Origin of the sequence: Lutibacter citreus, from assembly GCF_003260195.1 — a bacterium.
GTDB classification, from domain to species: Bacteria; Bacteroidota; Bacteroidia; order Flavobacteriales; family Flavobacteriaceae; genus Lutibacter; species Lutibacter citreus.
The window spans coordinates 477101-501735 of sequence record NZ_QEIH01000001.1; the positions used below are offsets into that span (position 1 = coordinate 477101).

Annotated in this window: 20 protein-coding genes and 1 tRNA gene; 14 read left to right on the top strand and 7 right to left on the bottom strand. The window is 29.0% G+C overall.

Going from position 1 to position 24635, the window contains the following annotated elements; genetic code table 11:
• The first annotated feature begins 101 nt into the window (after positions 1-101).
• Positions 102-2522: a TonB-dependent receptor gene (locus tag DAD81_RS01850; protein WP_245949161.1), complete on the top strand. Its 2421-nt coding sequence runs from the start codon at positions 102-104 to the stop codon at positions 2520-2522.
• A gap of 28 nt (positions 2523-2550) precedes the next feature.
• On the top strand, positions 2551-3825 hold the full coding sequence (locus DAD81_RS01855) for a hypothetical protein (RefSeq protein ID WP_111706525.1): 1275 nt from the start codon (positions 2551-2553) through the stop codon (positions 3823-3825).
• A 90-nt stretch (positions 3826-3915) separates the two neighbouring features.
• Here the strand turns inward: DAD81_RS01855 and DAD81_RS01860 are convergent.
• A tRNA-Pro gene (locus DAD81_RS01860) sits at positions 3916-3990 on the bottom strand.
• Between the two features lie 52 nt (positions 3991-4042).
• Positions 4043-4369 carry a thioredoxin family protein gene (locus tag DAD81_RS01865; RefSeq protein WP_111706526.1) on the bottom strand — a complete coding sequence of 109 codons (327 nt, stop codon included), beginning with the start codon at positions 4367-4369 and terminating at the stop codon, positions 4043-4045.
• 172 nt (positions 4370-4541) lie between these two features.
• Between DAD81_RS01865 and trxB the strand changes: the two genes are divergently transcribed.
• A complete protein-coding gene (gene trxB, locus DAD81_RS01870; protein WP_111706527.1) occupies positions 4542-5489 on the top strand; it encodes a thioredoxin-disulfide reductase in 948 nt (315 codons plus the stop codon).
• A 260-nt stretch (positions 5490-5749) separates the two neighbouring features.
• Positions 5750-7333, top strand: coding sequence for an aspartate:alanine exchanger family transporter (locus tag DAD81_RS01875; RefSeq protein ID WP_111706528.1), 1584 nt, complete (start codon positions 5750-5752; stop codon positions 7331-7333).
• 6 nt (positions 7334-7339) lie between these two features.
• Here DAD81_RS01875 and DAD81_RS01880 read toward each other — a convergent pair whose 3' ends face one another.
• Entirely contained in the window at positions 7340-8167 is an 828-nt protein-coding gene (locus DAD81_RS01880; protein WP_111706529.1) for a GIN domain-containing protein, read from the bottom strand.
• Positions 8168-8391: 224 nt separating this feature from the next.
• Between DAD81_RS01880 and DAD81_RS01885 the strand changes: the two genes are divergently transcribed.
• The 8 genes from DAD81_RS01885 (at position 8392) to trpA (ending at position 15455) form a co-directional block, all read left to right on the top strand.
• Positions 8392-9783: an anthranilate synthase component I family protein gene (locus DAD81_RS01885; protein ID WP_111706530.1), complete on the top strand. Its 1392-nt coding sequence runs from the start codon at positions 8392-8394 to the stop codon at positions 9781-9783.
• A gap of 95 nt (positions 9784-9878) precedes the next feature.
• Positions 9879-10454 (top strand): anthranilate synthase component II, encoded by a 576-nt coding sequence (locus tag DAD81_RS01890; RefSeq protein ID WP_111706759.1) that lies wholly within the window; start codon positions 9879-9881, stop codon positions 10452-10454.
• 58 nt (positions 10455-10512) lie between these two features.
• Positions 10513-11502 carry an anthranilate phosphoribosyltransferase gene (gene trpD, locus DAD81_RS01895; RefSeq protein ID WP_111706531.1) on the top strand — a complete coding sequence of 330 codons (990 nt, stop codon included), beginning with the start codon at positions 10513-10515 and terminating at the stop codon, positions 11500-11502.
• A gap of 79 nt (positions 11503-11581) precedes the next feature.
• Positions 11582-12367: an indole-3-glycerol phosphate synthase TrpC gene (gene trpC, locus DAD81_RS01900; RefSeq protein WP_111706532.1), complete on the top strand. Its 786-nt coding sequence runs from the start codon at positions 11582-11584 to the stop codon at positions 12365-12367.
• A 4-nt stretch (positions 12368-12371) separates the two neighbouring features.
• Positions 12372-12986, top strand: a complete 615-nt coding sequence (locus tag DAD81_RS01905) for a phosphoribosylanthranilate isomerase (RefSeq protein WP_111706533.1) — start codon at positions 12372-12374, stop codon at positions 12984-12986.
• A complete protein-coding gene (gene trpB, locus DAD81_RS01910) occupies positions 12986-14167 on the top strand; it encodes a tryptophan synthase subunit beta (protein WP_111706534.1) in 1182 nt (393 codons plus the stop codon). The genes DAD81_RS01905 and trpB overlap by 1 nt, the downstream gene beginning before the upstream one ends.
• Before the next feature lie 114 nt (positions 14168-14281).
• A complete protein-coding gene (locus DAD81_RS01915) occupies positions 14282-14563 on the top strand; it encodes a GIY-YIG nuclease family protein (RefSeq protein ID WP_111706535.1) in 282 nt (93 codons plus the stop codon).
• Between the two features lie 130 nt (positions 14564-14693).
• Positions 14694-15455, top strand: coding sequence for a tryptophan synthase subunit alpha (gene trpA / locus DAD81_RS01920; RefSeq protein ID WP_111706536.1), 762 nt, complete (start codon positions 14694-14696; stop codon positions 15453-15455).
• 38 nt (positions 15456-15493) lie between these two features.
• On the opposite strand, the gene DAD81_RS01925 is transcribed toward trpA, so the two are convergent.
• The gene (locus tag DAD81_RS01925; RefSeq protein ID WP_111706537.1) at positions 15494-16327 is read right to left on the bottom strand and encodes an FKBP-type peptidyl-prolyl cis-trans isomerase; all 834 of its coding nucleotides are present in this window, start codon (positions 16325-16327) and stop codon (positions 15494-15496) included.
• Between the two features lie 149 nt (positions 16328-16476).
• Between DAD81_RS01925 and DAD81_RS01930 the strand changes: the two genes are divergently transcribed.
• Positions 16477-16710, top strand: a complete 234-nt coding sequence (locus DAD81_RS01930; RefSeq protein ID WP_111706538.1) for a CDGSH iron-sulfur domain-containing protein — start codon at positions 16477-16479, stop codon at positions 16708-16710.
• Here DAD81_RS01930 and DAD81_RS01935 read toward each other — a convergent pair whose 3' ends face one another.
• Entirely contained in the window at positions 16711-17364 is a 654-nt protein-coding gene (locus DAD81_RS01935) for a uracil-DNA glycosylase family protein (RefSeq protein ID WP_111706539.1), read from the bottom strand.
• 81 nt (positions 17365-17445) lie between these two features.
• Here DAD81_RS01935 and DAD81_RS01940 point away from each other — a divergent pair, with 81 nt between their 5' ends.
• Positions 17446-19692 carry an FUSC family protein gene (locus DAD81_RS01940; RefSeq protein WP_179950007.1) on the top strand — a complete coding sequence of 749 codons (2247 nt, stop codon included), beginning with the start codon at positions 17446-17448 and terminating at the stop codon, positions 19690-19692.
• Between the two features lie 12 nt (positions 19693-19704).
• Here DAD81_RS01940 and DAD81_RS01945 read toward each other — a convergent pair whose 3' ends face one another.
• Together DAD81_RS01945 and DAD81_RS01950 are read right to left on the bottom strand one after the other, a co-directional pair.
• A complete protein-coding gene (locus DAD81_RS01945) occupies positions 19705-21435 on the bottom strand; it encodes a TonB-dependent receptor (RefSeq protein WP_111706541.1) in 1731 nt (576 codons plus the stop codon).
• 53 nt (positions 21436-21488) lie between these two features.
• Complete coding sequence (locus DAD81_RS01950; protein ID WP_111706542.1) at positions 21489-24506, bottom strand: tetratricopeptide repeat protein; 3018 nt, start codon at positions 24504-24506, stop codon at positions 21489-21491.
• Between the last annotated feature and the right edge of the window lie 129 nt (positions 24507-24635).

A 24635-nucleotide genomic window follows, 5' to 3' on the forward strand; every position in this document is an offset into this window, starting at 1 on the left:
AGTTAAAAAAATTAAAATATTTCTTATTTATAATGAGTCTAAATAATAAATATTTATATATTTGCACCTTATTTTTATTTAATCTAAATAAGCATAACGTTTTGAAAATTCAATTTCTAATATTTATTTCAGTATTTACCTGCCTTAACAGCTTCAGTAATTCGTTAAAAAAAGATGGTCCCATAAATTTATTAGGTAAAGTAAGTTACAAAAATGGTTCGCCAGTAGAATTGGCATTGATCTATATAAAAAAAATTAATAGAAGCACATACACTGATGAAAATGGAAATTTTATTATTTCTGACATTATTGCTGGAAAATATACGGTTTTAGTAAAACCTTTTGAAACAGAAGGGATTACTGTAAATGTAGATTTAAGTTTAAAATCTGACCATATAACTATTGAATTAGATAAAAATGAAAGTATTGCTTTAAACACTATTACAGTAATAAGTAAATCTAAAGGTCAGCTTGTTAAAGAAAAGGGATTTACTGTTGGTATTGTAAATACGCAAAAAATGGCAATTCAAAATTTACAAGCAACTGAGATATTAGGAAGAACAGCTGGTGTTAAAATTAGACAAACAGGAGGGTTAGGTTCTCACACACATTTTAATCTTAATGGTCTTACTGGTAGTTCAGTACGGATTTTTATTGATGGTATACCGCTTAGAAATTATGGAGAGTCATTTTCTCTATCTAGTATACCACCAGCAATGATTGAACGTATTGAAACTTATAAAGGTGTTCTGCCAGCTGAGTTAACCGAGGATGCTTTGGGTGGTGGGATTAACATTATCTTAAAAAAAAGTATTAATACACATTTAAGTGCAGCTTACTCATTTGGATCTTTTAATACTCATCAAATTAATGTTGACGCAGGATATAGAAATACTAAAACAAATTTTAATGTAGACTTTTCAACTTTTCTTAATAGTACAGATAACAATTATAAGGTGTGGGGAGATAATGTTTATGTGGTTGATCCAAACTCAGGTAAGGTTAATTATGTAAGAGCTGAACGTTTTCATGATAATTATAAATCGAAAGGTATAAAAACCAACATTGGTTATTCTTCTAAGAGTTGGGCAGATGAAATTACACTTGGTCTTATGATATCTGACATGGATAACGACATACAAACTGGACCTACTATGGATATTGTATATGGAAATAGAAGAAGTAAGCTTGACAGTAAAATGGTTTCCTTAAAATACAGTAAAAAAGATATTTTAATTGATGGTCTCTCAGCTCAAATATTAACTTCTTTTTCACACACAAACCGTATGGTTATAGACACCGTTCCGTATATGTATAATTGGTTGGGCAAAATAATAAGAGACAATGATGGAAATCCTATCAATTGGCAAAATAACGGAGGTGAAGCGGGAGAAGCCTCATTGGCTAATAATAAAGAAACAAATATTGCTAACAGAACGGGGATATTTTATCAATTACATCCACGGCATAAAATAGGTATGCATTATTTTTTTAATAGATTTACTAGAGATGTAGACGACACTATGCGTCCACAATCTGAAAGAGATTTAACGGACACACGTTACCTTACCAAACAAATTGCTAGTTTTTCTTATGAAAGTAACTTTTTTGATGAAAAACTAAAAACTAATATATTTTTTAAACATTACAAACAACATGTTAAACTCTCAGACCCTATACGAGAAGGAAACACTATTGCTTCTTTTGAATATGAAAGAGATATAAACCATAATGGTTATGGGGTGGCTATTTCTTATGCTATTTTACCTAAATTAACATTACAAACTTCAGCAGAAAAAGCATTGCGTATGCCTGGGGCTTCTGAATTATTAGGTAATACAAGTGAAGGTATACAGCCAACTTACGAACTTTTACCAGAAACAAGCAATAATTTTAATCTTGGTTTTTTACTGGGAACTTACGTACTAAACAGGCATAATTTTAATCTGGAAGCTAATTTTTTTATAAGAGATATTAGAGATATGATTACAAGAGGAATTAGCGGAAGTATATCAGACACTTATGGATATGAAAATTTAGGAAAAGTAAAAAGTACAGGTTTTGATGCTCAATTAAAATACCACTATAACAATCGTTTGTTTGTAACAACTAATTTTTCAAATTTTAATGCCCGCTATAATTTAAGATATGATGATTTTGGATCGGAATACATTTATTATAAAGATAGGTTAAGAAATGCACCTTATTTAACTTCCAATACTTATATAGAATACAAGTTAGGTGATTTTATAAAAGAAAAATCCAAATTATCTATTAATTATAATTTTAGCTACACACATCAATTTTTCAGAAACTGGGAAAGTTTGGCAAGTAGTGGGAAGGCATTTATCCCAACACAAGCATTACACGATATAGGTATTTCTTATACTGTTCCTAATAATAAAACTACAATAAGTTTTAATGCGAAAAACATTACAAATGAACAGGTTTTCGACAACTGGGCAATGCAAAAACCAGGTAGAGCCTTTTACGTAAAATTAACATATAGACCAATATTTTAAACTCAATTTAAATTTAATTATCAATATTATGAAAACAAATCTATTATCAATTAGTAAAACATTGTTATTATCAGCAACTATGGTTGGGGCATTGTTTACGAGTTGCGACTCTGACGATACAGATCAAGAAGAAGTATTTCCAAAAGGAAGTCAAGAATTTTACAATGTAGCTTTTGGAGTTAGTTCTGAGGGAAACTCAGGTACTTATGCGCAAGCATTTACAGATTTATCAAGCGGAAATATTTCTTTTAAAGGGAAAGGTTTTGAGGTGCCATCTGTACGTACTGCAAGAATATACGGTTCGCCTTCAGGGAAGTACTTGTACAATCTTAGTTATGGAGGAGGTATGCTTTATAAATATGAAATAAAAGGAGCTTCTAATTATGTTCAGCTAGAAGAAACAAATGTTCAAATTGCAATGGGTACGGCTTACCCAAGATGGAAAGTGCTCAATGGAGATGATGGCCTTGTACATACCGTAAATACCGAGAATATTTACGAAAAAGATGTGTATTCTTATACTGATGCAACAGCCGTTTTACAGCGTATTGTATTATCTGATTTATCTTTAGCTGAAAATTCTGAGCTTATTTTACCAAGAACAGAAGATGGTTTACATATTTGGCGTATAGATAACCCAACTATTCAAGGAGGTAAAGCATATTATGGAGTTGCTAAACGAGGTTACGACCCAAATACTGATGAAAATATAAATACAAGTGACTATAAAGCTACAACATTGGTTGTAGATTATCCTTCTTTACAAAATCCAATATTGTTAGAATCTGAAATAGCTAAAGGTTCAACTTATGGTTATCGAGCGCCTGTTTACCATACAGATGAATTGGGAGATATTTACCATTTAACTGCAGAGCCTGCTAAAATAATTAAAATTGAAGGAGGGGCATATGATAATTCTTATGAATTAGATTTGTCAACTGCATTAGGTATGTCTCAAGTTGGTGCAAATGGATGGTTTTATGTTGGTAATGGGATTGGGTACGTTCCCTTTTATGATGCTTCTGTTGGAAGTGGTAATGATACTGCTACACCTTGGGGAGTTGCAAGAGTAGATTTATATAGTAAAACGGTTGTTAAATTGAATTTACCAAATAACCTTTGGATGTGGTACTACCAATCTGGGGTTTTAGGGAAAGATGGAAATTTCTATATGACTATTGCGCCTCTAGGAGAAAAAGGAAATATTTATATGTTTGATCCTAAAAGTACATTACCTGATGGTTTTACAAAAGGAGCAGAACTTGATAGCGGTGCCGACTCTTTTTACATAGGAATCTATTAATCTATATTTTAGGCCCAATTATTAATTAGTTGGGCCAAGATTAAAAATAAAAAACCTTGATAAATTTTATCAAGGTTTTTTTAATCTCAGTCGGGGTGGCAGGATTCGAACCTGCGGCCTCCACGTCCCAAACGTGGCGCGATAACCGGGCTACGCTACACCCCGAATAATTTCGGACTGCAAAGATACTACTATAAATAGATTTTGCAAGGAAAACTTAAAAAATAAGTTCATATAATCTTTTTATGGCTTCTTCTAGTTCAAATAAACCAATATTTCTACTTTTTCTAATGTATTCTTTTCCTTCAATAAAAACTAATATTGTTGGTTCTACAAAAGCGTTGTATTTGGCTGATATTTCGGGAGATAAGTTTATATCTACGTTATAATATTCGATTTTTGGAAATTTATCTTTTATTAATTTTTTCACTTTTGGCTCAAGAGCCTCTCCAACACTGCAAGAAATAGTATTAAAATACAATAAGACAAAGTTTGTATTCAAAATAAATTTTTCTATTTCTTCAATGGAATTATATTTTTGCATTTTAATGTTAATGAAAGTTGATTTTAATATTTTTTAAATATAAGGGTTTTTAGAAAATATTTCGTCTTATTAATTGAAGTTATACCATCATTATTAAAAATTATGAACAAAATGGTTCAAGTTTGATAAATTGATATAAATTTGTTTCACAAAAAATTAAAATGAATTAATTATGTCTGATACAATTGAAAGAATAAAATGTTTAATAATTGGTTCTGGTCCAGCAGGTTATACTGCTGCTATTTATGCTGCGCGTGCAGATTTAAATCCTGTTATGTACACCGGTATGCAAATGGGGGGGCAATTAACAACAACAACTGAAGTGGATAATTTTCCTGGTTACCCAAATGGAACTGATGGAACTGCAATGATGGAAGACTTAAAAAATCAGGCAGAACGTTTTGGAACTGAAGTTAGATTTGGTTTAGTTACAGCTGTTAATTTTAGCGATAAAGTTGGTGGTATTCATAAAGTTACTGTTGATGAAAACAAACAGATTGAAGCGGAATCAGTAATTATTTCTACAGGAGCTACTGCAAAGTATTTAGGATTAGAAAGTGAACAACGTTTAATAGGTGGTGGGGTTTCTGCTTGCGCTACTTGTGATGGATTCTTTTATAGAAAACAAGATGTTGTAGTTGTAGGAGCTGGAGATACAGCTGCTGAAGAAGCAACATATTTATCTAATATTTGTAATAAAGTTACTCTTTTAGTTAGAAAAGATTATATGAGAGCTTCAAAGGCAATGCAACATAGAGTTGATAAAACGCCTAATTTAGAAGTTAAATATAATACAGAAATTGATGAAGTATTAGGAGAAAGCGTTGTTGAAGGAGTTCGTGTTTTTAATAATATTTCAAATGAAAAAGAAGTGATAGATGTAGCAGGTGTCTTTATTGCTATTGGTCATAAGCCTAATACAGAAATATTTAAAGGAATTTTAGATATGGATGAGACTGGTTATTTACAAACAAAAGGTAAATCTACTAAAACAAATTTACCAGGTGTCTTTGCGGCTGGAGACGTACAAGATAAAGAATATAGACAAGCTGTAACTGCTGCAGGAACAGGATGTATGGCAGCTCTAGATGCTGAAAGATATTTAGGGGCTTTGGATTAAAAATTCTTGGTTATTATTTTAAAAGGCTGTCTAAAAAGTAGTTAAGTTATTTGTTCTGAGTTTATTATAGAATCTCATTATACTGATAATTAAACAGTATTAGGTTCTGAAACAAGTAAAGATTAAAGATAATTTCATTTTTTAGACAGCCTTCTTTTCGTTTATTATATTTTTTTTCTTCAATCGTTTTCGTGATTACTGTAAATATTTTATTCTTAGTCTGAAATACTGAGTAATTTTGCATATCAAAAAACAGAAGTATGAATTTATTGTCCAACAGTTATTTTGCATTGTTCTTAATTATTTTAATAGGTTTTATTATTGGTCGAATTAAAATAAAAGGTATTTCATTAGATGTCTCTGCTGTTATTTTTGTAGCATTAGTATTTGGGCATTTTGGAGTAGTAATTCCAAAAGACTTTCAATATTTAGGTTTGGTATTGTTTATTTTTACGATAGGAATACAAGCCGGACCAAGTTTTTTTGAATCATTTAAGAAAAATGGAAGAGAATTAGCTCTGTTAGCAACTGTGCTTATTTCAAGTGCAGGTTTAATTACTTTTTGCGTTTTTTACTTTTTAGGTATTGATAAAAACTTGTGTATTGGTTTGTTAAATGGATCTTTAACAAGTACACCAGGTTTAGCAGCTGCAATTGATGCAACAGGATCTCCTTTAGCTTCAATTGGTTATGGTATTGGTTATCCATTTGGTGTTATTGGTGTTATTCTTTTTGTTAGTTTTTTACCTAAAATACTTCGTATAGATCTTAAAAAAGAAGAAGATATTTATAAAAAAGAAGTTCTTACGGGATTTCCAGAAATTACAAGAAAATATTTTATTGTTGAAAATGAAAGTGTTATTGGTAAAACTTTAGGAGAATTAAATATCCGATTTATGACCAAAGCAGTGATTTCTAGAATCATGCACAATAATGTTGTTATTGTACCAGAGCCAAAAGTAGTTTTTCATAAAGGAGATATAATAAAAGCTGTAGGTACTAATGATGCTTTAGAGCGAGTTAAATTATTAATTGGTGGTGAAACAGATCAAGAAATACCATCTGATAATAATTTTGATATTAGATCTGTATTAGTTACTAATAAAGATGTAGTTAAGAAAACATTAGGGCAACTAAATATTTTAGAAACCTATCGTGCTACTATTACTAGAATTCGTCGTTCAGGTATAAACATTTCTCCAAGTCCATCTACTAAATTGCAATTTGGGGATAAATTAATTGTAGTATGTCATAAAGATACTATGAAACACGTAAGTCGTATTTTTGGTGATGATACAAGTAAGCTATCAAATACCGATTTTATGCCTATTGCAGCTGGAATTTTGTTGGGAATTTTAGTAGGGAAGTTGAGTATTAATTTTAGTTCATTTTCGTTTAGTTTAGGTTTAACAGGTGGTATTTTATTAGTGGCTCTTGTGTTAGGTAGAACTGGTAAAACAGGACCAATTATGTGGACTATGACGGGTGCAGCGAATCAATTATTAAGACAATTTGGATTATTGTTTTTCCTTGCTGCTGTTGGTACAAGTGCAGGATCTAGTCTTGTTGAAACTTTCTTAGAATATGGTGTTGAGTTATTTGTTTACGGTATTGCAATTACATTAATACCAATGATTATTACCACTATAATTGCCATTTATGTTTTAAAAATAAACATACTTACAATTTTAGGTACTTTAACAGGAAGTATGACAAGTACTCCAGGTTTAGCAGCAATTGATAATTTAGTTGATACAGATGCGCCTGCGGTAGCCTATGCAACTGTTTATCCAATTGCAATGGTGCTGTTAATTATTGTTGTTCAAATTTTAAGTTTAGTTTAATTGTAACTATTTCTTGTATAAAGTTGCTTTGTCAAAAAACTCAGTTAATTTTATTATAGGAGTACCATATAAATAAACTGCCGAAGAATTTTTCGCAAATATTTCTATCGTTTTTTGGCTGTTAATATATGCATTTGAAGAGTTTGTTGCATTTAATATTGCAGTTTTGGCTTTGTAATCTTTTCCCTTAAAAGTACTGTTATCAAGGGTTTCAATTTCTAAATTATTTGTTGAGCCAGAAATGTTTAAAGAAGATCTATCCATTAAATTAATTTGAGTTTCACTAGCTTCAATAGTTCCTTTTATTTCAGATGATTCTTCTGCTAATATTGAAATGGAATTTGTAGATATTTCAAGGTCTAAATCGCTGTTTTTCTTGCTGTTAATCTTAACTTGCTTAGAGTTTAATTTTAAATCAACATCAGAGTTGTCAAATGCATTTATAGAAAGGGTGTCTATTAGTATTGAAATTTTTGATTTTATATTTGAGTTGTTATAGCTATCTATGCCTCTTAATTTTTCATTTACACCTATATAAACAATTAGTTCTTTTTTTCTAACTATTTTATTATTCAATTTAATAGAAAGTGTTCCATTAATTACTTCAGTTATAACACTGCTTTGTAAGTTTGAATCTGTTTCAACACTAACTGATTGCTTTTCTTTAAAAACTAATTCAACATCAAGATCATCAATAACTTCAATTTTGTTAAAATCCGAAATATCTCTATTTTCAGTTTTTACTTCCTTATTTCCTTTTAATTTTTCCTGAGAATTAATATTTACAATTATTAATAATGTAAATATTAATGCGATTTTATGTGAATTTTTCATAAATGTGTTTTTTCAAATTTAATAAATTAATTTCTTAATGAATAGTTTGCTTATTTAAAAATGAATGCTAAATTTGTGCCAAGAATGATGAATAACAGTTTAAATATGATTTGGTGGTGGAACTCTCTTATTAAATAAGCGAGAAGCATCCATTATATTTAAAAAATAATATATAACAAAAAAGGACTTATCTCGCGATAAGTCCTTTTTTTATTTCAACTAAAATGAAAAACATAAAATTTAAAACTATTTCAAAACAGCAATTAGCAGATACGGTTACACCAGTTGGTTTGTATTCTAAAATTAGAGATAAATACGCTAATAGTTTGTTGTTAGAAAGTTCAGATTATCATAGTAAAGAAGAGAGTTATACTTTTTTATGCGCTGATCCTATAGTTACTTTAAAGGCAGATAAAAACGAGTTTACATATAGTTACAAAGGAAAACAATTAGATTCAAAAGAAATTAATAGAGACTTTTATCCAATTTTTGAAGATTATAAAAGTAAAGTAGTTGTTGATTGTGATGAAGCAATTAAATCTTTTAATGGTTTTTATGGCTACATTTCTTACAATTCTATTCAGTATTTTGAAACTATAAAATTAAAAGCTAAAAAAGCACCATCTGAAATTCCAGATTTACAATTTAGTTTTTTCCGTTTTATTATAGCTATTAATCATTTTAATGATGAATTAACTTTAATTGAAAATATTGAAGAAGGGGAGGAATCTAGAATTCACGAAATGGAAACTTTGATAAATTCTCGTACTTACGGATTGTATAAATTTGAAATTGAAGGAGAAGAATCTTCAAATATAACAGATGAATACTTTAAAAATAATGTAACCAAAGCAAAACAACACTGTAAAAGAGGTGATGTTTTTCAATTGGTTTTATCTCGTCAGTTTCAACAATCTTTTTCAGGTGATGAATTCAATGTTTATAGAGCATTAAGGTCAATAAACCCTTCGCCATATTTATTTTATTTCGATTATGGAAGTTTTAAATTAATGGGTTCTTCACCAGAAGCACAAATTAAGATAGATACGGAAAAAGCAATTATTAATCCAATTGCAGGTACATTTAGAAGAACTGGTGATATGGCTAAAGATATTTTGTTAGGTGAAAAGCTTTCAAAGGATCAAAAAGAAACAGCCGAGCATGTAATGTTGGTAGATTTAGCGCGTAACGATTTAAGTAAACACGCAAGTAATGTAAATGTTGAAGTATTTAAAGAAGTTCAATATTTTAGTCATGTAATTCATTTGGTTTCAACAGTGCAAGGAAAACCAAAAGGAAAGGCTATTGAAATTGTTGGAGATACGTTTCCTGCAGGTACTTTAAGTGGTGCACCAAAATTTAAGGCGATGGAATTAATTGATACTTATGAAAACCAAACACGTGGTTTTTATGGGGGAGCAGTTGGTTTTATAGGCTTAGATAATAGTGTAAACTTGGCAATTGCTATTCGTTCATTTGTAAGTAAAAGCAATACATTATATTATCAAGCAGGGGCAGGGATTGTAATGAAATCTTCAGAAGAAGGAGAATTACAAGAAGTAAATAACAAATTAGCTGCTTTGAAAAAAGCATTAATTCTAGCAGAAAATATTTAAATAAAACACGTCATTCTGAACTTGTTTCAGAATCTCTTTGAAAAATGATGAGACCCTGAACTAAATTCAGGGGGATGAAAATAGAAATTGATACAATGAAAATTTTAATAATAGATAATTACGATTCATTCACCTATAATTTGGTTCATATGATTGAGGATATTACAGGTGAATATCCAACAGTATTTAGAAATGATGAAATAGCTATTCATGCTATAAATGAGTTTGATTTAATATTTTTATCGCCAGGTCCTGGAATTCCAGATGAAGCAGGAATTTTAAAAGATACTATTAAAATGTATGCAGGGAAAAAACCAATTTTTGGGGTTTGCTTAGGTTTGCAAGCAATTACTGAAGTTTTTGGTGGAAGTTTAGAAAATATGGATGAAGTTTTTCACGGAGTTGCAACAACAATGAATATTACAAAAAAGGATGCAGTAATCTATAAAGATTTTTCATCAAATTTTGAAGCTGCTCGTTATCACTCTTGGATTGCTTCAAAAAAAGATTTTCCTTCTGAATTAGAAATAACAGCAGAAGATGAATTTGGAGACATTATGAGTATTCAACATAAAGAATATAATATTAGTGCGGTGCAATTTCATCCAGAATCTATTTTAACTCCAACGGGTGAAAAAATGGTTCGTAATTTTATAGATGCAAATAAATAAAAGTTGACCTTTTGAAGGAGGTACAATTGTGGCAATCTCTTTCATTAAAATAAATTAAATGAAAAATATACTAAATAAATTATTTGAGCAGCAACGCTTAACAAAGAAAGAAGCGAAAGCAATTTTAATTGAAATTGCTGCTGAAAAGTTTAACAATACTCAAATAGCATCGTTTTTAACAGTGTTTTTAATGCGTCCAATTTCTGTTAATGAATTAGCAGGTTTTAGAGAAGCTTTATTAGAGTTGGCGGTAAAAATAGATTTATCAGATTTTAATGCTATTGATTTATGTGGAACAGGAGGTGACGGAAAAGATACTTTTAATATTTCAACATTAACATCTTTTATTGTTGCTGGTACTGGAAATAAAGTTGCTAAACACGGTAATTATAGTTCATCTTCAATTAGTGGCTCGTCAAATATGTTAGAATATTTGGGGTATAAATTCACAAATGATGAAGCTACTTTAAAAAACCAAATAGATAAAGCAAATATATGTTTTTTACATGCTCCATTATTCCATCCGGCAATGAAAGCAGTTGGTCCAGCTCGTAAAGAATTGGGAATGAAAACATTTTTTAATATGTTGGGGCCTTTGGTAAATCCAAGTAATCCTCAAAATCAGATGGTTGGAGTTTTTAATTTAGAAGTAGCAAGACTTTATAATTATTTATTGCAAGAAACTACTCAAAATTATGCAATAGTTCATAGTTTAGATGGTTACGATGAAATTTCGTTAACTAGTGGTTTTAAGTTGTTTACAAAAGATAATGAACAGGTAATTACTCCAGAAAATTTAGGGCTAAGAAGGTTAGAGCAATCGGAAATATTTGGAGGTCATTCTGTTGAAGGGGCTGCTAAAATATTTGTTTCAATTTTAGATGGAAAAGGAACAAGTGCACAAAATAATGCGGTATTGGCAAATGCGGCATTTGCATTGAAAACATTTGATGCAAATAAATCTTTTGAAACGGCCTTTGAAGAAGCAAAAGATTCATTGTTTGGATTAAAAGCAAAAGAAAGTTTATCAAAATTAATTGATAATTAGGGATAAATCGCCGTGCTGGAATTGTTTCAGTTTCGCATTAAATAAAGAGTAATTCATAATTGAAAATTCGTAATTAAATATGAATATTTTAGAAGAAATAATAGCATATAAAAAGCAAGAAGTTGCACAGTTAAAAAAAGAAGTTCAAATTGAAAAATTAGTGAAAAGTCCTAATTTTCAGAGAGTACCTTTATCCTTAAAAAAGAATTTGTTAAGTATTGGCTCGACAGGGATTATTGCTGAATTTAAACGTCAATCTCCTTCCAAAGGAATTATAAATGATAAAGCTACAATTGAAGAAGTAACTAATGGATACTTAGATGCAAAAGTTGCGGCGCAATCTATTTTAACTGATACTCATTTTTTTGGGGGTAACATTATGGATGTTATGAAAGCGCGTGCAGTGCAAGATACAACTCCAATTTTAAGAAAAGATTTTATTGTTGATGGATTTCAAATTGTTGAAGCAAAGGCAATTGGGGCAGATGTAATTTTGTTAATTGCAGCTTGTTTAACCAAAGAAGAATTGAAGAACTACGGAAAGTTAGCTGAAGATTTAGGGTTAGATGTCTTGTATGAAGTTCACAATCAAGAAGAATTGGATAAAATAGAATTAGAGAATAAAATAATAGGAATTAATAACAGAAATTTAAAAACATTTAAGGTTGATTTAGAGCATTCTATAGAATTGGCAAGTCAAATACCCGATAGTTGTATTAAAGTTTCTGAAAGTGGATTAAGCGATCCAAGAGTTATTACAGGGTTGAAAGAATATGGTTTTCAAGGATTTTTAATTGGTGAAAATTTTATGAAAACTGAAAATCCAGGTCAAGCTTGTAAAGAATTTATTGATCAAATAGGATAAGAAAATGAAAATTAAAGTTTGTGGAATGCGAGATGCCGAAAATATTTCGGAACTAATAAAATTAAAACCAGATTATTTAGGCTTTATATTTTATGGTAAATCGAAACGTTTTGTAACTAATTTTCCGGAGATAGAAATTCCTTCAGAAATAAAAAAAGTTGGGGTTTTTGTAAATGAATCTATTGATAATGTTATTGAAATAGTTGATGAAAATAAATTAGATGCTATTCAATTACACGGAAATGAAACTCCTGAATATATTGAAGAATTAAAAGTTTTATTAATTAGAAAAGTTGAAATATTCAAAGCGTTTTCAATAGATGATAATTTTGATTTTTCAAGAACAGATGCCTATCAGAAAGTTTGCGACTTCTTACTTTTTGATACAAAAGGAAAAGATTATGGTGGTAACGGAGTTAAGTTTAATTGGCAGGTTTTAGACAATTACAAAGGGGAAACCCCATTTTTATTAAGTGGTGGAATTTCAAAAAAAGATGCAGAAGGAATTAAGGAGATTTCATATAAAGCTTTTGCAGGAGTGGATATAAATAGTGGTTTTGAAATTAAACCTGCTTTGAAAAATATAAATGATATTAAAGAATTTAAACAAAATTTATAATGAGTTATTTTGTAGATGAAAATGGATATTACGGTCAGTTTGGTGGAGCTTACATTCCTGAAATGTTATATCCAAATGTAGAAGAATTACGTAAGAATTATTTAAAAATAATGCAGTCAGCTTCTTTTAAAAAAGAATTTGATGAATTGTTAAAAGAGTATGTTGGAAGACCAACTCCTTTATATTTTGCAAAGCGTTTATCTGAAAAGTATAACACTAAAATATACTTAAAACGAGAAGATTTATGTCATACAGGAGCTCACAAGGTTAACAATACTATTGGGCAAATTTTAATGGCTAAAAGGCTAGGTAAAAATAGAATTATTGCCGAAACTGGAGCAGGACAACATGGAGTTGCAACGGCTACAGTTTGTGCTTTAATGGGCTTAGAATGTATTGTGTATATGGGGGAAATTGATATTGCACGTCAGGCTCCAAATGTTGCTCGTATGAAAATGTTAGGCGCAACTGTTGTTCCTGCATTATCAGGTAGTAGAACATTAAAAGATGCAACAAACGAAGCAATTAGAGATTGGATTAATAATCCAGTTGATACACATTATATTATTGGTTCTGTGGTTGGGCCACATCCTTATCCAGATATGGTTGCTAGGTTTCAATCTGTTATTTCAGAAGAAATTAAATGGCAATTAAAAGCAAAAGAAGGAAAAGAAAATCCGGATTATGTAATTGCTTGTGTTGGAGGAGGAAGTAATGCTGCTGGTGCTTTTTATCATTATTTAGATGAAGAAGAAGTTAATTTAATTGCTGTTGAAGCAGCTGGTTTAGGTGTAGATTCCGGAGAAAGTGCAGCAACCAGTGTACTTGGGAATGAAGGTGTTATTCACGGAAGTAAAACCTTATTAATGCAAACTAAAGATGGACAAATAATTGAACCTTATTCAATTTCTGCAGGGTTAGATTATCCTGGTGTTGGACCTTTACATGCACATTTGTGCGAAAGTAAACGTGCTGAATTTCTTTCAATTACGGATGATGAAGCTATGCAAGCTGGATTAGAATTGTGTAAACTAGAAGGAATTATTCCAGCTATTGAAAGTTCACATGCATTGGCTGTTTTTAAAACCAAGAAATTTAAAGAAGACGATGTTGTTGTTTTAAATTTATCAGGTAGAGGAGATAAAGATTTAGATACATATATTAAATATTTTAAGTTTTAAAATAGTAAAGGTTACGTCATGCTGAACTTGTTTCAGCATCACATTTTATAGGTTTCTATTCATTATGAGAACCTGAATCAAGTTCAGGTTGACGATAATTTGTTCTCAATCAATATGAAATTAAGTTACATATACATTTTAACTAATAAGTATCGAACCACGTTTTATATAGGAGTTACAGATAATTTAAATAGAAGAATAGGTGAGCATTCAGAAAAAAGAGGATCAACTTTTACATTAAAATATAATGTTACTGAATTAGTTTATTTTGAAGAGTATACAGATATTAATCAAGCAATTTTGAGAGAAAAACAATTAAAAAATTGGCGTAAAAATTGGAAAATTAACTTGATAAAGGAAAAGAATCCTAAATTAGAAACGTTGAAATTATTATAACAAAGAAATATTTAAACAATTCGTCGTGCTGAACTTGTTTCAGCATCTCATCAAATGGGTTTTGAATCATCAATCTTGATGAGACCCTGAAATAAGTTCAGAGTGACGGAGAACATAATAAGACATAAAAATGAACAGAATAAATAAAAAATTACAAGAAGATAAAAAGTTGCTTTCCATATATTTCACGGCTGGTTATCCGAAATTAAATGATACAGTTGAGGTAATTGAAAACTTAGAGAAAAGTGGTGTTGATTTTATTGAAATTGGATTACCTTTTAGTGATCCTTTAGCTGATGGACCAACTATTCAAGCTAGTTCTACTGCTGCTTTAGAAAACGGAATGACTTCAGAAGTGTTATTTAATCAATTAAAAGATATTAGAAAAACAGTTTCAATTCCTTTAATTATTATGGGGTATTTTAACCCAATGATGCAATATGGAGTGGAAGCTTTCTGTAAAAAATGTGCTGAAATTGGTATTGATGGTTTAATTATTCCAGATTTACCTGTGCAGGACTATAATGAAAATTACAAAGCTATTTTTGAAAAATACAGCATAATAAATGTGTTTTTAATTACGCCTCAAACTTCTAATGAACGTATTCGTTTTATTGATAGTATTTCAAACGGATTTATTTATATGGTAAGTTCAGCAGGTGTTACTGGTGCTAAAAACAGTTTTGGTAATACACAAGAAACCTATTTTGAAAGAATTGCTAGTATGAAGTTAAAAGCTCCGCAAGTAATTGGTTTTGGTATTTCTAATGCTGAAACATTTAAAATGGCAACTTCAAAAGCAAAAGGCGCTATTATAGGTTCTGCTTTTGTAAACTATATAACGGATAAAGGAATAGATAAAATTCCTGATTTTATAAAAAGTATAAGATAAAAAAAAGGGTAGAAAATTTTCTACCCTTTTTTTATGTTTTAATTTATAGATAAGATCTCTATGTCAAATATAACAACAGTATTTGGTGGTATAAGATTTGAAATACCATTTTCTCCGTAAGCCAAATCTGGCGTTATTAAGATGGTTCCTTTTCCTCCTAATTTAAATTGAGACAATCCATTAGAAAAACCTTTAATTGTATTTTGTAGTTCAATTGTAGCTCCACCATCTGGACTGTTTTCAAATTCTGTTCCATCTAAAAAATAACCTTTATAGTTTATGGTAACATTAGAATTTTCTAATACAGATTCTCCATCTCCTTCATTTTCTGTGATATAGTAAACGCCTGTGTTTGTCTTTTCGGCAACTAAATTATTATCATTTAAATATGCAATTATATTATCTTCATTTTGTGGGTTATTTACATTTATAACTTCTATATCAAAAACTAATACTGCCTCACCCGGAATAGTTGAAGTTCCTGAGTTTCCATAGCCTAAGCTTGGTGGAATAAATAATTTTCCTTTTCCACCTTTTTTAAATTTTGTAATTCCTTCAGAAAAACCTTTAATTAAGTTATTTATATAAAAAGAATATCCACTTGTTCCACTTGCGTCAAAAACAGTACCATCAAGAAAATATCCTGTATAACTGATTGTTGCTAAAGCTTCTATATCAACTAAATCTCCTTCGCCTTCTTCTTCAATAATATAATACAAACCAGAATCACTTCTTTCTGCATTTATATTATTTGTGGCTAAATATTCAATAATATTATCTTCAGTCTGTCCTAGAGGAGCTAAAATATCATCATCTGAAGAGTTACACGAAACAACGAATGCTAATAGTAGAATTGAGAAAAATGCTTTCATATTTTAAATTATTAAGTTATTTGCAAATTTACATTAAAAAGTAATTATTTTTTGTTAAAATTTTTAAGTATTTGTTGAGTTATTGGAGGGAAAATAGGATTCCATTTATTAGATTCTTATTTTTAACAAATAACTAAATATAATTTATTATGAATTTACCAAAAAGAGCAGGAGATAATCCTCTTGCTGTAGAATTAGAAGAGGGGAAAAAATATGCTTGGTGTACTTGTGGTTTATCAGAAAGTCAACCATTTTGTGATGGGAATCATAAAGGAAAGGGGATGAGTCCTCAGGTATTTACGGCAGAAAAGACAGAAACAAAATATTTATGTGTTTGCAAAGAAACTAAAAATAGTCCGTTTTGTGATGGATCGCATAAATAATTAAAAAAACCTTTTATATTGTAAAACTCGAAAATCGAAAGTGTTAAATTCAGGGTTTTTATGTTTTAACAATTTATATTCAGGATTGCTTCCAACTGCTCTATTTGCAGCGCCAGATGGTGCAGTTAATGATACTACTTTAATGGTTCTGTGTTTGATTTTAAATGAATGAATTTTTGGAGTTTGTAATTCAATTGCTAAAATTTCAATGTTTTTAGATTTTAAAAGTCTTCTTAAATGATATTCCGGACCATTTTTACTATTGCCTCCAGTTAATAATAATGTATCTATTTTAGGGAAAAGGTTTAAGTAGTTAATTAAATCTCTTAACTTAATATTTTTCATTCCTAAATCTGAAGCGTCAATTTTTTCTCTTTTACAGGAGTCAACAATATCACAAATTCCAATATTATTATTTATTAAAAAGTCTTTACGTTGTTTAATTGCCAAATCAGTGGTTTCAAACTGAAGATTCAGAGAAAATATTTCATCTAAAATTTTCCAAAGTTGACCATCAATACTACCATAACAAAAGTCCACATCACCCTTTTTTAAAAGACCTTTATAAAATCTAGGAGGAGGTAATGTGCCTACAATTAATTTTGTAGCATTTTGTGGTATAAAAGGATTGTATGGGTGTTTGTGTAAAAACATAGAAATTGGTTAACAATAATATAATTTATAAAACTACTGAATTAATAAATACTATGTAAATTTGTCAATTATTTAATGTGTATGATAGCAGGTTTAAAGAGATTTTTTAAAAGTGTAAATTTTGTAAAAGCAATTGTTATTGGAATAGCAACAGTTTCGCCTGTACTTATCTCAAATTTTGTTTTAGGTAGTGTTAGTATTGGTTTTAGTGTTTCTTTGGGTGTTGTATTTTGTTCACCAGCATATGCTCCTGGAAGTTTGAAGCATTTATTTTTTGGATTGTTAAGTGCAATCTTATTGGCGTTTTCAATGACTTTTATTACTGGCTCTATTTCATCTAATATCTATGTTTTTCTACCTCTTTTAGTGATTTTAGTATTTTTAATATCTTATATATCCATTTTTGGGTTTAGAGCTTCATTAATTTCATTTACAGGTTTATTGGCTATAGTTTTAAGCTTTACTCAAAATAGTTCTAATATTTCATTAATCAATCATTCTCTATTAGTTGCTTTGGGTGGTTTTTGGTTGTTGGGGTTGGTTTTATTAGCTAATTTTTTATTTCCAAAAATCCAAACAGATGGTTTATTTGTTGAAACTATTGAAAAAACAGCAGAATTTTTAAAACTTAGAGGTAAGTTATTAGTTGAAAAAGAAAATAGAGATGCTCTTTTTAAAAGAATGTTTGAACTTCAAACAGAATTGAATGAGAATCATGAGAATATACGCGAAGTTATACTTAGAAAAAGGATAAATTCTGGTTTTTCAAATAGAACAAGGAGGGAGCAATTATTATTCGCTCAATTAATGGAAATGTATGATTTAGCTATTTCAAATCCTGTTGATTATGATAAATTTGATTTAATTTTTGAAGATCATCAAGAGAAAATTGTTGGTTTTAAAAAATTAATGACTGAAATTGGAAATCAGTTAGAGCATATTTCTAAAGTAATTTTAAAACAAGAAAACTTAAAAGAGAACTTAGAAATTAAGAAAACATTATTCAATATTAAAACTCAAATAGATTATTATAGAATTTTGGTAGGCTTACCCAAATCTAGAGTTGGAACAATAATGCTATTAAATTTAAAGACTTACCAAGAAAAGCAAGTACAAAGAATATCGGGTATTGAAAGAATTTTAAATAATTATATTCATAATGATAAAATTGTAGCAATAAAGGATGCCGAACGTTTTATCACTCCGCAAGATTATGATTTAAAAAAGCTTTGGGCTAATTTTAATTTAAAATCACCAATTTTTAAACATTCATTGCGTCTTTCAGTTACAATGGCTTTGGGTTTTATATTGGGAAGTATGTTTGAAATGCAAAATTCTTATTGGGTTTTGCTAACTTTAGTTGTAATAATGAGGCCTAGTTATGGGTTAACTAAAGAACGATCTAAAAATAGAGTTATAGGAACTTTAATAGGAGCGGTAATTGCAGTTAGTATTATTTTTATTACTCAAAATATATGGGTTTATGGGGTAATTGCAGTAATTTCTTTGCCAATTGCACTATCATTTATTCAGTTAAATTATAGAAATGCAGCTGTATTTATTACGTTACATGTAATTTTTATTTATGCTTCCTTGGAACCAAATATTTTAGAAGTTATAAAATTTAGGGTATTGGATACTGTAATTGGTGCAGGTTTAGCATTTACTGCAAATTATTTTTTATGGCCAGCTTGGCAAATTCAAAATATAAATGAATTTTTAATTAAAACAATTTCTGCCAATAAAGTGTTTTTAAAAGAAATAGATACTTTTTATCATAATAAAGGGGAACTGCCTACATCTTATAAGTTAGCAAGAAAAGATTCTTTTCTTAAAGTAGGAGATTTAAATGCAGCATATCAAAGGATGAATCAGGAGCCTAAGTCTAAAAAGAAAGAGCTTGGTGAAATTTATGAATTGGTAACCTTTAGCAATACTTTTTTATCTTCTCTTTCTGCGTTGGGAATGTTTTTAAGAACCAATAAAACAATGGAAGTTCCAAAGCAATTTGAAACTTATATTAAATATATTTCTAAAAATTTAGATATTTCAGTTCAACTATTAAATAATGAATTTAGTTTTAATAGCCAGGAAAAGATTAAATTAAAAGAAGCCCAAGAATTTTATGACAACTATTTTGATAACTTATCAAAACAAAGAGATCAAGAAATATTGGAAGGAAAAATGATAACAGAAACAATGAAAATTCAGTTACATGAAATTCAACTTGTTTCTGAGCAATTAAAGTGGTTATTAAATCTTTCAGAAAATATAATAAATGGGATTAAGCAACTAAATTTAACAAAAGAGCATAAATCCCATAAATAATATTTTTATCTTTTATAAGTCAAATTTATAAGTTATCCCTGCCAAAATTTGTAAAGATTGCACTTGGTAATTCACAAAAGGTTCATAATTATCAGCAAAAATATTATTAATTTTAGCAAAAGCAGTAAGCCTATCAGAGAACATATATCCTCCATTTAAATTTAAATCTACGTAAGAATTATTTTCAATAATATTTCCTTCAGTATTGCTTAAACCATATGGAATTATATAATCTTTAGTTTCTCCATTAAAGAATAATTTTGCACCTGCAAACCAATTTTTGTTAAGGTAATTGGCATTAATTGATGCTTTTATAGATGGTAAATTCCAGGCTTCTAATGCGGTTTCTGTAGTGTAATTTGAATAATTTATAGAACCACCAAAATTAAATTCTTTTGAAACATCAATAGCAACCTCTCCAGAAAATCCTAATGTTTTAATGTTGTCGTATATTACGTTAAATGAATTTCCAGCTTCATATCCTTGAGAAACATCTAAGCTTCCATTTGTTTTTGTTTGATTTTGAATAAACAAAGGTTTATCATTTTCATTTGTATGACTTATTTCAAAATTATAACTAACGTTTGAAGCCAATTTACCTTTAGCACCAACAAAAGCTTTGTACTGTTTATCTGTTTGTAAAATATTTAATGTTGGCGATACATATGGATTTTCATTTGAAAAATCTTGATAATTATTTTGAATTAAATCACCAGTAGCTCCTGCAACCAAAATAAATACTTCATCAACTACTTTAAGTGAAGCTGTAACATTTGGATAGGCATAAAATTTATTGGTTTTATTATCTAAATCACTTGAATAATAAATTTTAGCACCTAGATTTACGGTTAAATTTTCACGTAAAACCTCAAAACTTGGGCTAAAACCAAGATTTAAAAAGCTATAATCAATTGCATTTGAATTTTGATAGTTTTGCTCAAATTTCCCTTTAATTACATCAACTAAAAATTCACTATTAATAAATTCAGTTGAAATAGGAAATTCTAATTTTGGCTTAACTGTAAACCTAAATTCATTACTATCATAATTGTCTGAAAAATTCATTAACTCAGCAGTAGCTCCTTTAAAAAATGAATCTTCAAAACTTACATTTCCTCCTACATAAATATTCTTGTAAATTTGTTTTTCATCAATTGAATTAACAACGGTTTCATCAAATTGAACATTAGTTGGTATTCCGTAATAATTAAACAATTTACGTTGTACACCTGCATTTATTTGCCAATTGTAGTATTTATCAAATTGCTCATAAAAAGCATCAATTCTAGTATTAGCAAAATTGTCATTTAATTGTAAATCTTTTATTCCTCCTTCAGAAGAATGATGATTTATGAAAACTCCAAAATCGTTATGTCTAGGATCTCCCGTATGTAAATATGCTTCAAATAAAGGGCTGGTATAATTTCCAAAACCCGCAGATATATAATTATCATATAACTGTTCTTTTGGAGCTCTAGTTATACCTTTTGCTTTTCCTTTTGAAGGAGTAAAGGTTGACGCTACAGGGATACTGAAAATACTATAATTAACTTTTTCTTTTTTAATTTTTGATAATGTATCAATTACAGGATTTGATTTTATTTTAAAAGCATCTGAAATAGAAGGCGTATATGGTTTTACAACCGATATTTCTTCAGTTCTTAAAGTGTCTATTCTAGTTTCCTGAGAAAAAGAAATAGTTGCTGTTAATATGAATATTGAACTTATAATTAGCTTACGCATTGGATAAATTTTTCTGTTTAACTATAAAATGTTTTCTTTTGAATTTGTAAATTTTAGTTTTTTACAGATTCATTAGTTTTTGCTTCTTCTATTTTTATTTTACTAAGTGCCGCTTTAGCTTCATCAACTACATCATTAAATTGTGAAAAGTTTTTAATAACACTTTCTAAAATATAAGTAGCCTGGTAGGCATCTTTTAATTCATAATAATTATTTGCCATAATAATTAATCCTTTTGAAGCCCAATATTTATAAGCTGAATATTCTGAAGCTATTTTTTGAGCTAATTGATTTGAAACTCTGTAACTACCGTCTTTATTTTCAAAATAAGCGTTATAATAAAGAGCTTCAGCTTTTAATTCTCCAGTAGCAATTGCTTCAACTTCTTTATAAGCTGCTCTAGCTTTATTTTCATTATTTGTTTTTATGGCAGAACGGGCAATTATAATATGAGCATCAGATTTTATTCGGGTTTCTAATTTTGAATTTTTTAGTACAGTTTCGGCATATTTAACAGCTTTGTTGTAGTTTTTATTCTCGTAGTATCCTTTCATTAAATTGGATTGTGCAAAGGTTATGTTTTGAGGTAAATCCGCTTCATTTTCCAACCTTTCTAAAATAGGAATGGCACGTTGCCAATTGTTGTTTTCTAATAAAACTAAAGCTAACCTAGATAAAGAATTTTCAGTAAATTCATTTTGCGGCTGCCCTGTTACATAAGTGTAATAAGGAATAGATTCGGTACGTTTGTTAACTGAAAATAATGATTGCGCTAAATAAAAATTTGCTTGAAGTAAATGTAAACCATTTGGAAATTTTAGAATATATCTTTTTAATCCAGTAATTGATTTATTGTGATTGTTTTGTAAGTATTGTTTTTCAGCCGATTCATAAGTATCATTATCCAATTCAGCATCGGTTACATTTATAAAATCAACAGTTTTTACCCAACTAGCATATTCGTCAACTCTTCCTAAATCTACATAAATTTGACGTGCATCTTTAACCGCTTGTCTGGCTTCAGCTGTATTAGGAAATCTGTTAACCACATTTTTATAGCTAGCTAAAGCTTTCTCATTTTGATCACTGTTATAATAAACTAAACCTTTTTTAAGAAGTGATTTAGATACTAACGGACTCCTTTTAAAATTAATTATAAGTTGATCAAAATTTGAAATTGCTTTTTGTGTATTCCCTTTTTTAATATATGAATTACCCAAAACATAAAATGCATCATCTCTATAAGTTGATCTTGCGTATTTATTTAGAAAAAAGTTTAATTCATCAATTTTCTGATTTTCTTTTCCAGTTAAGCCGTAACTAATAGCTTTTTGAAAATGAGCATAATCTCCGTCAATACCATTTAAACCAATAGCTTTGTCATAATAATTAATAGCACTTGAGTAATTTCTGTTTGCAAAATATCCATCAGCAATTCTTAAATAACTATCATTTATTCTTATTTTATCATTGGTGTTTTTATTGATGTATTTTTTAAAATATTCAATTGATTTAGAATATTCTTTTTGTTTAAATAGGGTGTAAGCAAGGTTGTAATTTACCTGTTCAAATTCAACTGTTTTAGAGGCTTCGGTATTTACAGAAAAACTTTTAAAATCTGATAAGGCATCTGTAAAATTATTTAACCTATAGTTGGATTCTCCTTTCCAAAATGTTGATTTTGCGGTAAAAGAAGGATCTTGTGGGTTAGAGATGGAGTTTTTAAATTTTTCATTTGCTTGTTCAAATTTTCCTTCATTAAATAATTCAACACCTCTGTAAAAGGCAACTTTTTGATATAGTCCTATATCTTTTTTGCTTTTTTTATTTTTTAAGAACTCTAAGGCTCCTTTATAATCTTTAGAAGTAATATATGCACTAATAATTAAATCGTTTATCTCGTTATTGTGTGTTGAATTAGGGTATAACGTATTATATTCTTGTAAAACCTCAGGGACACTTTTATAAGGATTCCCGTTTTCGTAGCTTAATTTCGCATAATTTAACCAAGCGTCTTTTTGAATTTCAGGTTCAAATTTCATATGCGCGGCATTTCTAAATGCATTTAAAGCCTCATTTTTCTTATCTAATTTTAAGTAACATTCAGCTAAATGATAATAAGCATTTTGTGATACAGCATTATCACCATTTATTATTTTATTGAAATAATTAATAGCATTTTCAAAATCATTTTGTTTGTAATAAGAATAACCTAACAAATAATAATCTGTATTGTTCCATTTTCCTCTCTTCCCTTTATATTTTTTTAAATGTGGAATAGCCTTGTCATATTTTTGAAGATTAAAATAACTCTCTCCAATTATTTTAGAAATTTCAGAATGTTCTAAACCTCTAGATTTTGCTAATAAAGGCTCACTTTTTTCAATAGCAGTTTCAAACTTACCTAGTTTAAAATTCATATCAGCTAAATAGTAGGATACATTTTTTTTGAAGGAAGTATTATTTTCAACTTCTCCTAAATATTTATCTGCCGTGGTGTAATCATCTTGGTTGTAAGCTATAAAACCATAGTAATACTTGGCTTGAGCTCCATATTCTTGAGAATCTAATAATCCTAAAAAATAGTTTTTAGCTTCAGAATAATTTTTATTTACAAATAATGAATATCCATATTTAAAATTATACTCTTCCTCTTTTTTTAAGGATAAATTAGTAGTGTTAACTTTTTTATACCATTTTGCGGCATATGAATATTTGCCAATTTTAAAATAATAATCAGCAACATCAATAAAAGCATTATTTCTTTTAGTACTTGTTGGATATTTATCTACAAAATTTTGCATTAAATTATCCGAATTTCTTTGTCCTAATCTAATAGCACAATTTGCGGCATAATATTCACAATTAGCTTTTAATTCTGAAGTGTTCTCAAAATTACTTTTTATATTATTGAACTTATGTTGGGCAGCCACGTAAGCCTTATTTTGATATAATTCAATAGCATGATTATAATCTTTTAAGGGATTTGTGTAAATAGCTGTTTTTTGCGCATACGTTGAACAGGTAATAAAAAATATTATAAATGGTAGTACGAATTTTTTATAATTCATTTTAATAAAAATTGAAGTTTAAAACTATAATCTAATAACGCATTTTTTTTTCGAAATTGCATTTTTTAGTTGTTTTTTTATCAACAGTTGATAGCAATAGTTGTTCCAATTTTTAATATTTGTCAATAA

Excerpts from the sequence above, each read along its gene's own strand:
- DAD81_RS01855 (WP_111706525.1), top strand. The coding sequence starts at position 2,551 with ATGAAAACAAATCTATTATCAATTAGTAAAACATTGTTATTATCAGCA.
- DAD81_RS01865 (WP_111706526.1), bottom strand. The coding sequence starts at position 4,369 with ATGCAAAAATATAATTCCATTGAAGAAATAGAAAAATTTATTTTGAAT.
- trxB (WP_111706527.1), top strand. The coding sequence starts at position 4,542 with ATGTCTGATACAATTGAAAGAATAAAATGTTTAATAATTGGTTCTGGT.
- DAD81_RS01875 (WP_111706528.1), top strand. The coding sequence starts at position 5,750 with ATGAATTTATTGTCCAACAGTTATTTTGCATTGTTCTTAATTATTTTA.
- DAD81_RS01880 (WP_111706529.1), bottom strand. The coding sequence starts at position 8,167 with ATGAAAAATTCACATAAAATCGCATTAATATTTACATTATTAATAATT.
- DAD81_RS01885 (WP_111706530.1), top strand. The coding sequence starts at position 8,392 with ATGAAAAACATAAAATTTAAAACTATTTCAAAACAGCAATTAGCAGAT.
- DAD81_RS01890 (WP_111706759.1), top strand. The coding sequence starts at position 9,879 with ATGAAAATTTTAATAATAGATAATTACGATTCATTCACCTATAATTTG.
- trpD (WP_111706531.1), top strand. The coding sequence starts at position 10,513 with ATGAAAAATATACTAAATAAATTATTTGAGCAGCAACGCTTAACAAAG.
- trpC (WP_111706532.1), top strand. The coding sequence starts at position 11,582 with ATGAATATTTTAGAAGAAATAATAGCATATAAAAAGCAAGAAGTTGCA.
- DAD81_RS01905 (WP_111706533.1), top strand. The coding sequence starts at position 12,372 with ATGAAAATTAAAGTTTGTGGAATGCGAGATGCCGAAAATATTTCGGAA.
- trpB (WP_111706534.1), top strand. The coding sequence starts at position 12,986 with ATGAGTTATTTTGTAGATGAAAATGGATATTACGGTCAGTTTGGTGGA.
- DAD81_RS01915 (WP_111706535.1), top strand. The coding sequence starts at position 14,282 with ATGAAATTAAGTTACATATACATTTTAACTAATAAGTATCGAACCACG.
- trpA (WP_111706536.1), top strand. The coding sequence starts at position 14,694 with ATGAACAGAATAAATAAAAAATTACAAGAAGATAAAAAGTTGCTTTCC.
- DAD81_RS01925 (WP_111706537.1), bottom strand. The coding sequence starts at position 16,327 with ATGAAAGCATTTTTCTCAATTCTACTATTAGCATTCGTTGTTTCGTGT.
- DAD81_RS01930 (WP_111706538.1), top strand. The coding sequence starts at position 16,477 with ATGAATTTACCAAAAAGAGCAGGAGATAATCCTCTTGCTGTAGAATTA.
- DAD81_RS01935 (WP_111706539.1), bottom strand. The coding sequence starts at position 17,364 with ATGTTTTTACACAAACACCCATACAATCCTTTTATACCACAAAATGCT.
- DAD81_RS01940 (WP_179950007.1), top strand. The coding sequence starts at position 17,446 with ATGATAGCAGGTTTAAAGAGATTTTTTAAAAGTGTAAATTTTGTAAAA.
- DAD81_RS01945 (WP_111706541.1), bottom strand. The coding sequence starts at position 21,435 with ATGCGTAAGCTAATTATAAGTTCAATATTCATATTAACAGCAACTATT.
- DAD81_RS01950 (WP_111706542.1), bottom strand. The coding sequence starts at position 24,506 with ATGAATTATAAAAAATTCGTACTACCATTTATAATATTTTTTATTACC.